Origin of the sequence: Micromonospora sp. PLK6-60, from assembly GCF_019890675.1 — a bacterium.
GTDB lineage: Bacteria > Actinomycetota > Actinomycetes > Mycobacteriales > Micromonosporaceae > Micromonospora.
This window is the reverse complement of the sequence record NZ_JAIOAA010000005.1, coordinates 1-13,608: the sequence shown is the minus strand read 5'-3', so window position 1 is coordinate 13,608 and position 13,608 is coordinate 1. Positions and strand designations below refer to the sequence as shown.

The window sequence follows — 13,608 nt, the reverse complement described above, 5'->3', positions numbered from 1 at the left end:
GTCAGCGACCCCCGTCGCGTCGTTCGGCGCGGTGCTGGGCCCGGATGAACAGCAGGGCCACCACCACGATGATCAGCGTCAGCACCGTCGACACCGCCGAGCCGTAGCCGACCTGGAGCTTCTTGAAGAACGTGTAGTAGGCGAAGTAGGACGGCACGTTCGTGGCGTTCTCCGGCCCACCGCGGGTCAGCGCGTAGATCGGCCCGAACACCTTCATCGCGGCGATGGTGCAGGTCAGCGCCACCACGAAGGTCTCCGGTCGGATCTGCGGCAGGGTGATCGCGCGGAACCGGCGCCACCAGCCCGCGCCGTCGATCTCGGCCGCCTCGTACAGCTCCGGGTCGACCCGTTGCAGGGCGGCCATGAAGACCACCACCGGGTAGCCGATCTGCACCCAGATCATCACGCCCATCACGGCGGGCAGGGCGGTGTCCGGATCACCGAGCCAGTCGTGCCGCCACCCGTCGAGCCCGACGGCGGCGAGCAGGCCGTTGACCGCGCCGTCGGGGCGCAGGATCCAGCCCCAGACGATGCCGGCGACCACCACCGGCAGCACCTGCGGCAGGTAGAAGGCGGCCCGCAGCGCCGCGGCGGTACGCGGCCGGAAGCGGCGGCCGATGGTGTCGAAGAGCACCGCGGCGAGCACCAGCCCGACCACGGTCGGCACCACCACCATCGCCACGATCATGGCGAGGGTGTTGCGGAACGAGGTCCAGAACACCTCGTCGTCCAGCAGCCGGCGGTAGTTGTCCAGGCCGATGAAGGTGGGGTCGCCGATGCCCGACCAGCGGGTCAGCGACAGGTACCCGGTGTAGATCAGCGGAACGCCGATGACCAGCGCGAAGAGCACGGCGCCGGGGAGCAGGTACAGCCACCACGTCAGGTCGCGGCGCGGGCGGCGGCCGGGTGGGGCGGGGGTGCGGGTCGCCGGTGGGGCGACCAGGGTGTCGGACGAAGCCATTGCCAGATCCCCTCCGGTGGCGGGCGGGTCCGTCGCCGGGCCCGCCCGCCCCAGGTCAGCCGCGCTTGATCTCCGCGACGCCGTCGGCGTACGGCTTCGCGATCGCGTCGAGGACCTGGTCCGGGGTCTTGGACTGGTTGATCAGCCCCTGGAACCCGGCGACCAGCACGTCGTAGTAGCCGGGCACCGGCCAGTCCGGGTAGAAGGCCAGCCCGTCGGCGGAGCTGACCCGGTTGAAGTCCTCGATCAGCTTCCGGTCCTTCGGGTCGCTGATCTTCGTCGGGTCGGCGGCCACCGGCACGCCGCCGTTGTTGCCGATCAGCGCCTGGATCTCCGGCCGCATGGTGATGTCGATGAAGTCGTACGCCAGGCTCTTGGCCTTGCTGTTGGCCGGGACCACCCAGAGGTTGCCGGACGAGCCGGCGTTGAGGGTGTTGCCGGGGAACAGGAAGGTGTCCCAGTCGAACTTGATCTCACTCTTGAACCGGCCGAACCACCAGCTGCCGGAGACGATCATCGGGGTCTTGCCGGCGATGAACGCGGTGCCCATGTCCTCCGCCTTGGCGCTGGCGGAGTCCTTGGACACGTAGCCCTTGCGCACCCACTCGGCGAAGGTCTCGGCGCCGTACTTCAGCGGGTCGGCCTTGAAGTCCACCGGGTTCTTGTAGAGCTGGTAGTTGTCGACGAAGGAGCGGTCCGCCTTGGCGAGGGCGAGCTGATAGAACAGCTGCCCGGCCGGGTACTCGGCACCGGCCGTGCCGAGCGGGGTGACGCCCTTGGCCACGAAGGTGTCCATCGCGGCGGTGAGTTGGTCCAGCGTGGTGGGCACGGTGACGCCGTGCTTCGCGAAGAGGTCCTTGTTGTAGTAGACCATCACGTACTCGCCGTAGTTCGGCACGCCGAACCACTTGCCGGAGCCCATCACGCCCTTGTCGTCGTACCGGGCGGTGGTCTGCAGGCTCGGGCTGAGCGCCTTGTCCCAGCCGCGCCGGGTGGCCTCGTCGGTCAGGTCGGTGAGCAGGCCCTGGGCGGAGAGCAGACCGGCCGTGGCGTTGCCCTTGTTGTACTCCATCACGTCCGGGCCCTCGGCCGAGTTGATGATCATCCCGGCGTTCTGCTGGATCTGCTCGAACGCCTTGCGCTCGAAGGTGACCGTGACGTTCGGGTGTTCCTGCTTGAAGATCTCGATGGCCCGGTCCCAGGCCACCCCCATCGCGCTATTGGCGCCCTCGTAGTGCCAGAGCTTCAGACTGGTGGCGTCGGCGCCCTCGCCGCCGCCGCCGTCGTCGTCACCGCACGCTGTCAGGCCCGTGGTCGCGAGCGCGGCCACCAGGGCCGCCGCCGCGATCCTGCGGATTCGTCGCATTGCTAGTCTCCTCGGTGAGTATCGAGCCGGTACTCCTCTTGGCCCGCCGCTGCGTGGCAGCGCGGCGGCGGGCTGCTCCGGTCCTGGTCGAAGCCGGCTCGTCGGAGCCGGTCCCGCCCACGCCGGTGACGGTCGCGCCGGTGTCCCGGGCGCCGGTTCCCTGCGAACGGGCCCCGGCCGCGCCGGTTCCCGAGGTACGCGCCGGCCCGCTGGAGCCCCGGACCTCCAGCGCGCACGGCAGCAACTGCTGGCGGACCTCGTCCGGATCGACGTCGAGGTTGCGCAGCAGGGTCTGCACCGCGGCCCGGCCCATCGCCGAACCGGGGGAGGCCATCGCGGTCAGTGCCGGGGTGGCCAGCTCGGCGACCTGCGGCGAGGTGACCATCGAGACGACCGAGACGTCGTCCGGCACGGTCAACCCCCGCCCGGCCAGCTCGCCGAGGATGCCGAAGATGGCCCGCTCGTTCATGGCCAGCACCGCGGTCAGGTCGGGGGCCTGGGCGAGGGCCTCGGTGAGCGCCCGCCGCCCACCCGCCGCGCTGTCCTCGGCCGGGATCATCAGCGGCGTGAGGCCGTGCTCGCTCATGGCGGCGGTGAACGCCTCGCCGGTGCGGGCGGCCGGGCCGTAGCCGGCGGCGATGGTGTCCGCCGAGTGGTTCACGTAGACGATCCGCCGGTGGCCGAGGCCGACCAGGTGCGCCACCGCGTCCGTCACGGTCTGCGCGAAGTCGATGTCGACGTACGACAGGCCGGCGGTGTCGGCGGTCCGGCCGATCAGCGCCAGCGGCACCCCCGCCTCGCGCAGCACCGGCACCCGGGCGTCGTCGAGCCGCACCTCCATCAGCAGCGCCCCGTCGAGCATCCGCTGGCTGGCCAGCCGCCGCAGGTCCTCGGCGTCCTCCGCGCCGACCGGGGAGAGGATCAGGTGGTAGCCGGCCTCGCTGGCGGCGGCGGCCGCGCCGGTGACGAAGGCCGTCTCGGTGGCGCCGAGGCCCCGGTCGTCCATCGGCAGCAGCAGGCCGAGGATGCGGCTGCGCCGGCTGGCCAGCCCCCGGGCCATCGCGTTGGGCTGGTAGTCCAGCTTCGCCATCGCGGCGAGCACCTTCTCGCGGGTGGTCTGCGAGATCGGGCGGGCCCCGGTGAGCACGTACGACACGGTGCTGAGCGAGACCCCGGCGAGGCGGGCGACGTCGTGCATGGTGGCCATCGGCGTGCCTCCCTCGGTGCTCCGGCGGGGGTTGTCGAAACGCTTCGACTAACCGTTTCGACGAAAGTAGGGCACCCGTTACGGGCGCGTCAATACCCGATGACGAACCTGCGTCATGGTCGTTTGCCCACCCGTAGGCTTCGGCCCGTTTCGTGCCGATCCCGCCAGGTCCGGTCCGTGCGGCGTCGGGCTCGGTGCGGTGGGCAGCCCCGGTCCGTGCGGCGTCGGGCTCGGTGCGGTGGGCAGCCCCGGTCCGTGCGGCGTCGGGCTCGGTGCGGTGGCGGCGGGCCCCGGTGAGGGGTCTTCCGCCCACTACCAACTTGATGTCGTAAACGAATCGCGGGTCCGACGTGACGGAGAGTTACCGCTGGTCACGGCGGTGACACCGGCTCCGGCCGGGCCGCGCTGATTCGTTTACGACATCAAGTTGGTAGTGCGCGGGTCAGGGTCTGTTGGGGTGGCAGTGGGCGGTCCAGCGCGCTTCAGCGTTTGTCGAGGCGGCAGTGGGCGGTCCAGCGCCCGGATCAGCGTCCGTCGGGGTGGCAGCCGGCGCCCAGCGGCGGAGCGGTGAGCCGGAAGCCGGAAGCCGCCCACCACGCACCCGCCGTGCACACCGAAGCCCCCCGGGGCCGGGAGAACGCCGGCGACCGTCGCGCCGTACCGTCAGACCTCGATGTCGAAGCGGCGCAGCAGGCCGGGCGCGACCAGCCCGACCGCGGCGAGCACCGCCACCACCGTCATCGCGGCCCGCAACACCACCACCTCGGCCTTGCTGCCGGTGCGCAGCGCGATGCTGTTCGGTAGGCCGATCATCGTCCACATCCGCCGTTTGATCGGGATGGGCCAGAGGATCGGCACCCCGGCACGAGTGATCATGTCGCCGAGGATGTGCACGAAACAACCGACCCCGACGGCCAGCCCGATCATCGGATAGCCCCGGTCGCCGGGCAGGTTGGCGAAGGTGAACCAGGCGGCGGCGGCCGAGGTCAGCGTGACGATCACCCAGCCGGCCCGCTCGGCCCACTCGTCGAACAACCCGCGCAGCGCCAAACCGATCATGAAGAACAGGATGCCGACCACCGCCCACTTGCCGTACGCGGTGCAGAGCGCGGTGGTGCCCCAGCCGACCAGCACGGTGAACGGGATGGTGTGGGTCAGCGTCCGGTGCCCGTTGTTGCGGCGCGGATCCTTGCTGAGCTTGGTGGCGTAGTAGACGCCCAGCGAGATCTTCTCCATCACCTCGGCGACGAAGAGGGAGAACACCCCGAAGGTGCGGGCCACCGTCGCGCCGCCCTGGTTGCGGGTGACCTTGCCGGAGAGGTCCAGGTCGGGGAAGAGGGCCCCGCCGGCACACACGGCGGTGCCCACAGCCAGCGCCAGTGGCGACTGGTGGTAGTCGGCGAAGTGGTCCAGCGCCCAGGACCCGGCCAGCCACACCGCCGCGCCAGACAGCGCGTGGGACGGTCCCATCATGCCGCTCTCGCCTCCCCGGAGGATCTTGATCCACAAACTACGCCACTGTGTCAGAGCGGTCTCGCGGGGGCAATCAACCGACCGTCCACACAGGAGGCAGGCTCAATCGCCGGGGCCGAAGCTCTGCCGGATCATCAGGAAGTACTCGCGGTTGACCTGCCAGTCGAACTCCTTGGTCAGCCACGCCACGGCGTACGCCCGCTGCGGCCCGGTGCGCAGCAGCAGCCGGGCGGTGTGCACCGGCACCCCGGCGTCGGTCACCCAGCCGCACTCCCAGAGCGCCCCGCCCCGGAACATGTCCACCGGGGCGATCTCGTCCAGCCGGTAACCGCGCAGCTTGCCGGCGCCGGTGAGCCGGCGCTCCTCCGCCCGCCAGTGCGCCACCGGGTCGGCCGGCGGGTCGAGCGTGGCCACGCTGAGCACCCGGAACCCGTCCGGCTCCCGGAAGCAGGCGACCCCGTCGTCGGTCCAGCGCAGCCAGTTCGTCGGCGCGGCGATCCGCCAGCCCGCCGGGTCGCGGTACCAGGTCCAGCCCGGCAGCAGGGCCAGCTCCCCGGCGCGCGGCCGGGTGGAGGCCACCGGCGTGGCCCCGGGCGGGGCAGCGCCGCACGGGAAGGCACCCGCCCGGGCGGGCGCCGCCCCCGCGCCGGTCGCGCCGGTCGTGGGCCCGGCGGTGCTGGGCGGGGCCGAGGCGGGGGCGGGGGAGCCGGCGCCGGACCCCCGGGGCCGGACCGTCCCGTCCCGGTCGGTCAGCGCCAGCGCGGTGCCGGCACCGGCCAGCAGCACGGCCACCACGCCCAGCCCCACCAGCCGGGACGGCCGCCGCCAGCCGGGGCGGGCGCGATCCGGGGTCGCACCGGGGGAGGCGGTCAGCGGAGCGGCCGAGCCGGGCCGCGGCGCCGGTACCGGTCGCAACCGCACGCTGCCCGGCCCCGGTCGAGGGCCGCCGCCGCCGGCGCGGGGCAGCTCCGGACCTCCGTCGGCGGGCGGGGCGCCGCCGGCGCGCGGCAGCTCCGGACCTTCGACGGTGGGCGGGGCGCCGCCGGCGCGCGGCAGCTCCGGACCTTCGACGGTGGGCGGGGCGCCGCCCGCCCGGGGCAGCTCCGGACCGTAGCCGGCGGGCGTGCCACCGCCGGTCGCGGGCGGTGCCGGGCCGGGCCACGCGGGCGGGGGATCACCGGCCGCCCGGGCCAGGCCGGCGGCCACCCCGGCCCGGGAGGCCGGGCCGTCCCGGGCCACCCCGGCCACGTCGCGCAGCAGCGGCTCCACCTCGACGGCGGTGAGCCGGCGGCGCGGATCGCGCTGGAGCAGCCCGGTGAGCACCGGCAGCAGCGGGCCGGCCCGGCGGGCCGGAGCCGGCGGTTCGGAGGCCAGCGCGCTCAGCGTCGCCATGGCGTTGGGCCGGGCGTACGGGGACTGCCCCTCCACCGCCGCGTACAGCGTCGCGCCCAGCGACCACAGGTCGGTGCGCGGGTCGGACGCGCCGTCGCGGGCCCGTTCCGGGGCGACGAACTGCGGTGAGCCCAGCACCAGGCCGGGACCGGTCATCGCGCCGTCGCCACCGGCGAAGGTGGCCAGCCCGAAGTCGGTGAGCAGCACCCGTCCGTCGTCGGCGATCAGCACGTTGTGCGGCTTGACGTCGCGGTGCAGCACGCCGGCCTCGTGCGCGGCACGCAGCGCGGCCAGCACCGCCAGCCCCACCTGCGCCGCCCGGCGTGGCTCCAGCGGCCCGTCGGCGCTGATGATCTGCTGGAGCGAGCGGGAGGGCACGTATTCCATCACGATCCACGGGTTGTCGCCCTCGTGCACCACGTCGTAGAGCCGGACCACGTTGGGGTGGTTGAGCCGGGCCGCCGTACGCGCCTCGCGCATCGTCCGCAGCCGCAGTTCCTCGCGTTCGCTCTCGGCCAGCCAGGCCGGCGGCACGACCTCCTTGACCGCGACCTCCCGGTGCAGCATCTCGTCGCCGGCCAGCCAGACCCGCCCCATGCCGCCCGAGCCGACCAGCTCGCGCAGCCGGTAGCGTGCGCCGACCAGCTGTTGCCGCACCTCGCGTCCCTTCGGTCACCCCGGGTACACGATATCCAGCGGTCCGCGATTTCTCAGCGGACGGCGACCGCGCCACGCGCCCCCGGGGTCAGGTCGGGGTCACCTGCGTCGACCCGGCGGAGCGGAAGCTCTCCCGGACCACCCCGAGCTGGGCGGCCGCGACGGTCCAGTCGGCGTCGGTGGTGCTCCAGCCGATCGTCCACCCGCGCAGGTCACCGCCCGGCAGCAGGCGCAGCGCCCGCTGCCGGGAGCCGAACGGCGCGTCCCACCGGCACTCCCACACCGTGTCGCCGCCGTCCGCCCCGAGGCGGACCTTGTCGTACCCGGGCAGTGCCCGCTCGTCGAGCGTCCGGCGTTCCTCGGCCCCCAGATGGGCCAGCGGGTCCACCGCCTCGGCGGTGAGCGGCTCGACGCTGAGCGTGCGCAGGCTGTCCGGGTCCCGGAAACAGACCACCGCGCCCTGCTGGCTGCGCAGCCAGCCCACCGGCACGGCGATCCGGTAGCCGGTGCCGTTCTGCCAGGTCCACCCGGCCGGCGGGCGGAAGCCGTCGTCCATCGTGGCCGGACCGCGGCCGACCGGCACGCCCACCGGGTCCGGCCGCAGGCAGGGGAACGGCGGCGGGATGCGCCCGTCGGGCGGGCCGGCCCGGTCCTGTCCGGCGCCCGGCGGTTCGGGCTGGCCGCTCGGTGCGGCGCTGCCGCCCCGCGACGGTGAACGGCCCTCGTGGTCCCGGGTGACCGCCAGCGCGGTGCCCACCCCGGCCACCACGGCCACCACCAGCGCCATCACCAGCAGTGCCCACCGCTCGTCGGCCAGCCGCCGCAGCGGCCCGCCGGCCGGGCGGTGCCCCGGAGCGCCGGCCGCTGCCCGCTCGTACCCGGGCTCGCCGGCCCGGCGGGGCCCGGCACCCGGATCCCCGGCCCGGCGGTGTCCCGGACCCGGTCCGCCGGCGACGCCCGCGGCGGCGGGGTCGAGCGGCCCAGTGGGCCAGCCGGGGCCGGTGCTGCTCGGCGGCGGGGTGGCCGGCTGCGGGCCGGCACCAGCCGGTGGGGTCTCCGGCCAGCCGGGGCCGGTGGCGGAACCCGCCTTCGCTGCGGCGCGCGGGTCGTCGGCGCCCCCGGCCGGTCGGGCCGGTCCGCCCCGCCGGCCGGTGCCCGTGCCGCCGAGCGGATGGAACAGCGGCGGCACGGAGGGCTCGGCGGGCCGGGCCGGCGGGGCGGCCGGCGCGGGGCTGGTGGGCGCCACGGCGGGGCTGGTGGGGGCGGCTTCGGCCGCCTCGGCGTCCGCGCCCGCCCGGCCCGGGCCCGGCCAGGCCGGCGGCGGGGTGACCAGCCCGGTCGCCGGGCGGGCGACCGGCATCTGCGGCACGGTCGGCGGCTCGGTGGTCGGCACCGGCCGGGTGACGGTCTCCAGTCCCCGGGCCGTCTCGTCGTGCCGGGTCCGCTTGCGCGGGTCGCGGCGCAGCAGGCCCTGCAGGACCGGGCGCAGCGGACCCGCGTTCGGGGCCGGGTCCGGCGGGGACGAGGCCAGCGCGGCCAGGGTGGCCATCGCGGTGCTGCGGGCGTACGGCGAGCGGCCCTCCACCGCGGCGTGCAGCGTGGCGCCGAGCGACCACAGGTCGGCTTCCACCGTGGACACCCCGTCCCGGGCCCGTTCCGGCGCGACGAACTGCGGCGAGCCGAGCACCATGCCCGGCCGGGTGGTGAGCCCGTCCCCGCCGTCGAAGGTGGCCAGCCCGAAGTCGGTGAGCATCACCCGGCCGTCGTGCGCGATCAGCACGTTCTGCGGCTTCACGTCCCGGTGCAGCACGCCGGCGTCGTGCGCGGCCCGCAACGCGGCCAGCAGCGACAGCCCGATGTCGGCGGCCCGGACCGGGTCGACCGGGCCGCTGGTGTCCAGCACCGTCTGAAGGGACCGCGAGGGGACGTACTCCATGATGATCCACGGGTGGTCGTTCACCTTGACCACGTCGTAGACCCGGACCACGTTCGCGTGGTTGAGCCGGGCGGCGGTGCGCGCCTCGCGCAGCGTACGCAGCCGCAGCTCGTCGCGGTCGGCCTCGGCCAGCCAGGACGGCGGGACGATCTCCTTCACCGCCACCTCACGGTGCAGCACCTCGTCCCGAGCCCGCCAGACCCGGCCCATTCCGCCCCGTCCGACCAGCTCGAGCAGGCGGTACCGACCGGCGATCACTACCTGCTGCACGGTTCTCCTCACCGTTGGCCGACGTACACGTTAACCAATGGATCGGAGCAGACCTATCGGCTGGCGGCCTTCATCTTGCTAGGAGGCCGCGGTGGCGAGCAGGTTGCCGTCCGGGATGGCGATCGGCTGCCGGCGGGGCGGCCCGTCGACCACGACCCGGCGGGCCGGTCGCGAACCGTGCTCGCGCCGGGCGGCGGCGTAGGTCTGGGCGGTGCGGGCGGCGATGGTGGCCCAGCCGTACCGCTGGCCGACCATGCTGCGGGCCTCGCGGGCGACCCGGCGGGCGAAGACCTCGTCGCCGAGGAGCTGGCCGACCGCGCCGGCCAGCGCCGGCGGGTCGCTGTGCGGGAACGTCACGCCGGTGACGCCGGGCTCGACGATCTCGGCCAGCCCGCCGGTGCGGGCCACCGCCAGCGGCGCCCCGGCCGCCGCGGCCTCCAGCGCCACCATGCCGAACGGCTCGTAGAGGCTCGGTACGACGGTGGCGTCGGTGGCGCCGAGCACCGCCGGCAGCTGGGTGTTGTCGAGGAACCCGGTGAAACGTACGGTGCCGCCGAGCCCGAGCCGGTGGGTGCGCTCCTCCAACTCGCCCCGGTAGGGGCCGTCCCCGGCGATCAGCACCCGCAGGCCGGGGTGCCGGTCGCGCAGCCGCGGCACCGCGTCGACCAGGTGCTGCACGCCCTTCTCGTAGACCAACCGGCCGGCGTACCCGACGAGCGGGCCGTCGGCGGCGAACCGGGCGCGGGCGGAGGCGACCGCGCGGGGGCGGGCCCGCCAGGCCCGGTCGTCGACCCCGTTGGGCACCACCTCGACCTGCCCGGCGGGCACCCCGAACAGGGTGGTGACCTGGTCTCGCATGTAGCCGGAGCAGGCGATCAGCCGGGTCGAGGAGGTGCTGAGCCAGTGCTCGACGCCGTGGATGGTGCGGTTCATCTCCTCGGGCAGCCAGCCCTGGTGCCGCCCGGCCTCGGTGGCGTGCATCGTGGTGACCAGCGGCAGCCGCAGGTGTTCGGCCACGGTGATGGCGGTGTGCGCGACCAGCCAGTCGTGCGCGTGCACGACGTCGTAGCCGCCGGTGCCGGCGGCGCGCAGGGCGGCCCGGGTCAGGGTGTGGTTGAAGGCCATCGTCCAGGCCAGCAGCGAGCCGGTGGCCAGCGGGAAGGTGACCGGGTCCTCGGCGGCGCGGACCACGCGCACGCCGTCGACGTGTTCCTCCAGCGGGGCGCCGTCGGCGTGCCGGGTGACGACGGTGACCTCGTGGCCGGCGGCGGCCAACGCCACGGACAGGGCGTGCACGTGCCGGCCGAGTCCGCCGACGAGCACCGGCGGGTACTCCCAGGAGAGCATCAGCACCCGCTGGCGCCGGGCGGGGTGGATGTCGATCACGTCGGCGGCTTCCGGTGACATGCGGCCCCCTTTGAGTTGTGTCGTACGCAGGCGCGTCCGGGCCGCCCTCGTCGGGTGCCGGGGTGTCGCCTGGGTTCGATCACCATCCTCACCGGAAGTGGATAACCAGCGGAGACGCCGCCGTTGCGGCGATGTAAAGCCCGGCTGTCAGGGGCGCCGCACGCGCAGAAGTTCCGCCACCGACCAGGCCTGGAAGGGGCAGCCGGTCGCGGCGTGCGGGGCGAGGCCGTCGGCCGTCTCGCTGACCGAGCCCAGCCCGTACTCGGTCAGGTGGCCGTCGAGGCCGACCAGCAGGTCCTCGGTCGGCAGCCCGGCCCGCCGGTGGGCGTCGACCAGCGGACCGGTCAGCCACGGCCACACCGTGCCCTGGTGGTACGCCCCGTCGCGGTCGGCCGGGCCGCCCCGGTGCCGGCCGGCGAAGCCCGGCGAGTCGGGGGAGAGGCTGCGCGGGCCGAGCGGGGTGAGCAGGGCGGCCCGCACCCGGCGCAGGGCCGACTCGTCCGGCTCCAGCGGGGCGTACGGCAGCGACCAGGCCAGCAGCTGGTTGGGGCGCAGCAGGTCGTCGTCGTGCCGCGCCGCCCCGCCCAGCGGGTACGCCGGCGCCGGGGAGTCCAGCACGTCGTACAGCCAGCCCGTCGGGGCGGGGAACCGGTCCCGGAACGCCGCCCGGGCCCGGTCGTGCAGCCGGGGCAGCTCGCCGGCGTCCCGCCCGGTCAGCCCGGCCAGCTCCACCAGGCCGGCCAGCCCGCTCACCCAGAGCGCGTTGACCTCCACCGGCTTGCCCACCCGCGGGGTGACCGGCACCCCGTACACCCGGGCGTCCATCCAGGTAAGCGCCACGTCCGGTGGGCCACCCTGGGTGAGCAGCCCGTCGGCCGGGTCGACGGCGATGCCGTACCGGGTGCCGGCCAGGTGCGCGTCGACGACCCCGCGCAGCGCCGGCAGCAGCTCGTCGGCGAGGTCGGTGTCGGCGGTGCGGGTGACGTGCCGGTTCACCGCGTGCAGGAACCAGAGCGTGCCGTCGACGGTGTTGTACTCGACCCGGCCGGTGTCGGCCGTGTTGGCCAGCATCCCCTCCGACAGCGTCGCCGCGTAGGAGCGCAGCAGCTCCCGGCCGAGGTCGGCCCGGCCGGTGCACAGGAACAGCCCCTCGTAGGAGATCATCGTGTCCCGCGACCAGGCGCCGAACCACGGGTAGCCGGCGACCACGTCCACCGGGGCCTGGTCGGTGCGCACCACGAACGCGTCGGCGGCCAGCGCCAGGGTCGCCTCGACGTCGTCGGCGGGCTTGGCCGCCGCCACCACCGTGCGGTTGCGCCGCCGGGCGGCCGCGACCACCTCCGGCGCCGGCGGCGGAACGGGGGCGGGATCGTGCGCCCAGGCCAGCACCGACACGGTGTCCCCGGGCCGGCGCAGCACGTCGTGGAACCGGCCCGCGTACCAGAGGTCCTCCGCGGCGGGCAGGCCGCGGGCCGCCTCCTCGCGGTGGTACGCCCCGCGCCACCAGTGGCCCTGCGGGGTCCAGCCCGGCCCGGACAGCCGGTACGCCCCCTCGAGCACCGCGCCGCCGTCGACCGGTTCCATCCGCAGCGGCGGGCCGTCGGCCCGCCGTTCGCCGTGCGCGTCCCGCCAGGTGCAGGCGGCGGCCAGCTCCAGCTCGACCGGACCGCCGCTGACCAGCCGGTGCACCACCGCGACGCAGGACCGGCCGGGCAGCATGGCCAGCTCCCGTTCGAGCACCACCTCGCCGATCCGCCACCGCCAGCGGGGCAGCCCGTCGGTGAGGTCGAAGCGCTCCAGCAGTTCGAAGCCGCGCGGGTCGACGTCGCCGGAGGCCCACTCGTGCGCGCCGAGCCGGGCGCGCGCCCCGGACGGCATGATCACCGCCGGATCGAGACTGGCGAGTCCCACCTTCCGGGAGGCCGGGGTTTCTCCCGGCACCACCAGCAGCCCGTGGTAGCGGCGGGTGCGCAGCCCGGCGACCGTGCCCATGGCGTAGCCGCCGAGGCCGTCGGGCACCAGCCATTCACGTCCGGCGGCGCTGGTCAGGTCGCCGCAGACCTGCGGGCCGAAACGAATCTCGATCAACTTTCCTCCACCGGCGGCGAGGTGTAACACGCCACGACGACAATGGCCGCTGTGGTGAAGTACCCCGGCGGCGTCGAAGATGTGCAGGTGATCACTGACCGCCCGACTTCCGCGACCCCCGACCCCGAGCGGCTCCGGCTCGCCCAGGCCGACGCCGGGGAGCAGGACTGGCGTGCATGGGGTCCCTATCTGTCCGAGCGGGCGTGGGGGACGGTGCGGGAGGACTACAGCGAGCACGGCACGGCGTGGGACTACTTCCCCCACGATCATGCGCGGTCCCGAGCCTACCGGTGGAACGAGGACGGCATGGCGGGCGTGTGCGACGACCGGCAGACGTTCTGCTTCGCGCTCGGGCTGTGGAACGGGCGGGACCCGATCATCAAGGAGCGGATGTTCGGCCTCGGCGGCGACGGCGGCAACCACGGCGAGGACGTGAAGGAATACTGGTGGTATCTCGACAGCACCCCCACGCACTCCTGGATGCGCTGGCGCTACCACTACCCGCAGGCCGCCTTCCCGTACGACGAACTGGTCGCGGTCAACGCGCTGCGCGGCCGCGACGACACCGAGTACGAGCTGGTGGACACCGGGATCTTCGACGACGACCGGTACTGGGCGGTGACCGTCGACTACGCCAAGGCGTCCCCGACCGACATGTGCATCCTGGTCACCGTCGCCAACCGGGGTGACCGCGACGAGACCCTGCACGTGCTGCCCAGCCTCTGGTTCCGCAACACCTGGGCCTGGGGGCTGCCCGGCGGCGACCGGATTCCGCGGCTGGTCGGCACCCCGGCCGTCCGGCGGGGCCGGGGCGCGCGGGCCGGCGCGCGGCTGGTCGGCGAGCACTGGGT

At 74.6% G+C, this 13,608-nt stretch carries 8 protein-coding genes and 1 pseudogene; 1 reads left to right on the top strand and 8 read right to left on the bottom strand.

Going from position 1 to position 13,608, the window contains the following annotated elements:
- Position 1 precedes the first annotated feature (1 nt).
- The 8 genes from K7640_RS11590 to K7640_RS11555 form a co-directional block, all read right to left on the bottom strand.
- Positions 2-961: a carbohydrate ABC transporter permease gene (locus K7640_RS11590; protein ID WP_222954787.1), complete on the bottom strand. Its 960-nt coding sequence runs from the start codon at positions 959-961 to the stop codon at positions 2-4.
- Positions 962-1,016: 55 nt separating this feature from the next.
- Positions 1,017-2,327 carry an extracellular solute-binding protein gene (locus tag K7640_RS11585; RefSeq protein WP_222954786.1) on the bottom strand — a complete coding sequence of 437 codons (1,311 nt, stop codon included), beginning with the start codon at positions 2,325-2,327 and terminating at the stop codon, positions 1,017-1,019.
- Positions 2,251-3,534, bottom strand: a complete 1,284-nt coding sequence (locus K7640_RS11580; protein ID WP_255608747.1) for a LacI family DNA-binding transcriptional regulator — start codon at positions 3,532-3,534, stop codon at positions 2,251-2,253. The genes K7640_RS11585 and K7640_RS11580 overlap by 77 nt, the downstream gene beginning before the upstream one ends.
- Positions 3,535-4,197: 663 nt before the next feature.
- On the bottom strand, positions 4,198-5,007 hold the full coding sequence (locus K7640_RS11575) for a metal-dependent hydrolase (RefSeq protein WP_222954785.1): 810 nt from the start codon (positions 5,005-5,007) through the stop codon (positions 4,198-4,200).
- Positions 5,008-5,109: 102 nt separating this feature from the next.
- Positions 5,110-7,056: a protein kinase gene (locus K7640_RS30580; protein ID WP_308042523.1), complete on the bottom strand. Its 1,947-nt coding sequence runs from the start codon at positions 7,054-7,056 to the stop codon at positions 5,110-5,112.
- A gap of 88 nt (positions 7,057-7,144) precedes the next feature.
- Positions 7,145-9,262, bottom strand: coding sequence for a serine/threonine-protein kinase (locus K7640_RS11565; protein ID WP_222954784.1), 2,118 nt, complete (start codon positions 9,260-9,262; stop codon positions 7,145-7,147).
- Between the two features lie 78 nt (positions 9,263-9,340).
- Complete coding sequence (locus tag K7640_RS11560; protein WP_222954783.1) at positions 9,341-10,669, bottom strand: glycosyltransferase family 4 protein; 1,329 nt, start codon at positions 10,667-10,669, stop codon at positions 9,341-9,343.
- 147 nt (positions 10,670-10,816) lie between these two features.
- Positions 10,817-12,757 carry an amylo-alpha-1,6-glucosidase gene (locus K7640_RS11555; RefSeq protein ID WP_222954782.1) on the bottom strand — a complete coding sequence of 647 codons (1,941 nt, stop codon included), beginning with the start codon at positions 12,755-12,757 and terminating at the stop codon, positions 10,817-10,819.
- Between the two features lie 42 nt (positions 12,758-12,799).
- Between K7640_RS11555 and K7640_RS11550 the strand changes: the two are divergent.
- Positions 12,800-13,608 (top strand): annotated as a pseudogene (locus K7640_RS11550) (glucosidase); the annotation flags it as partial.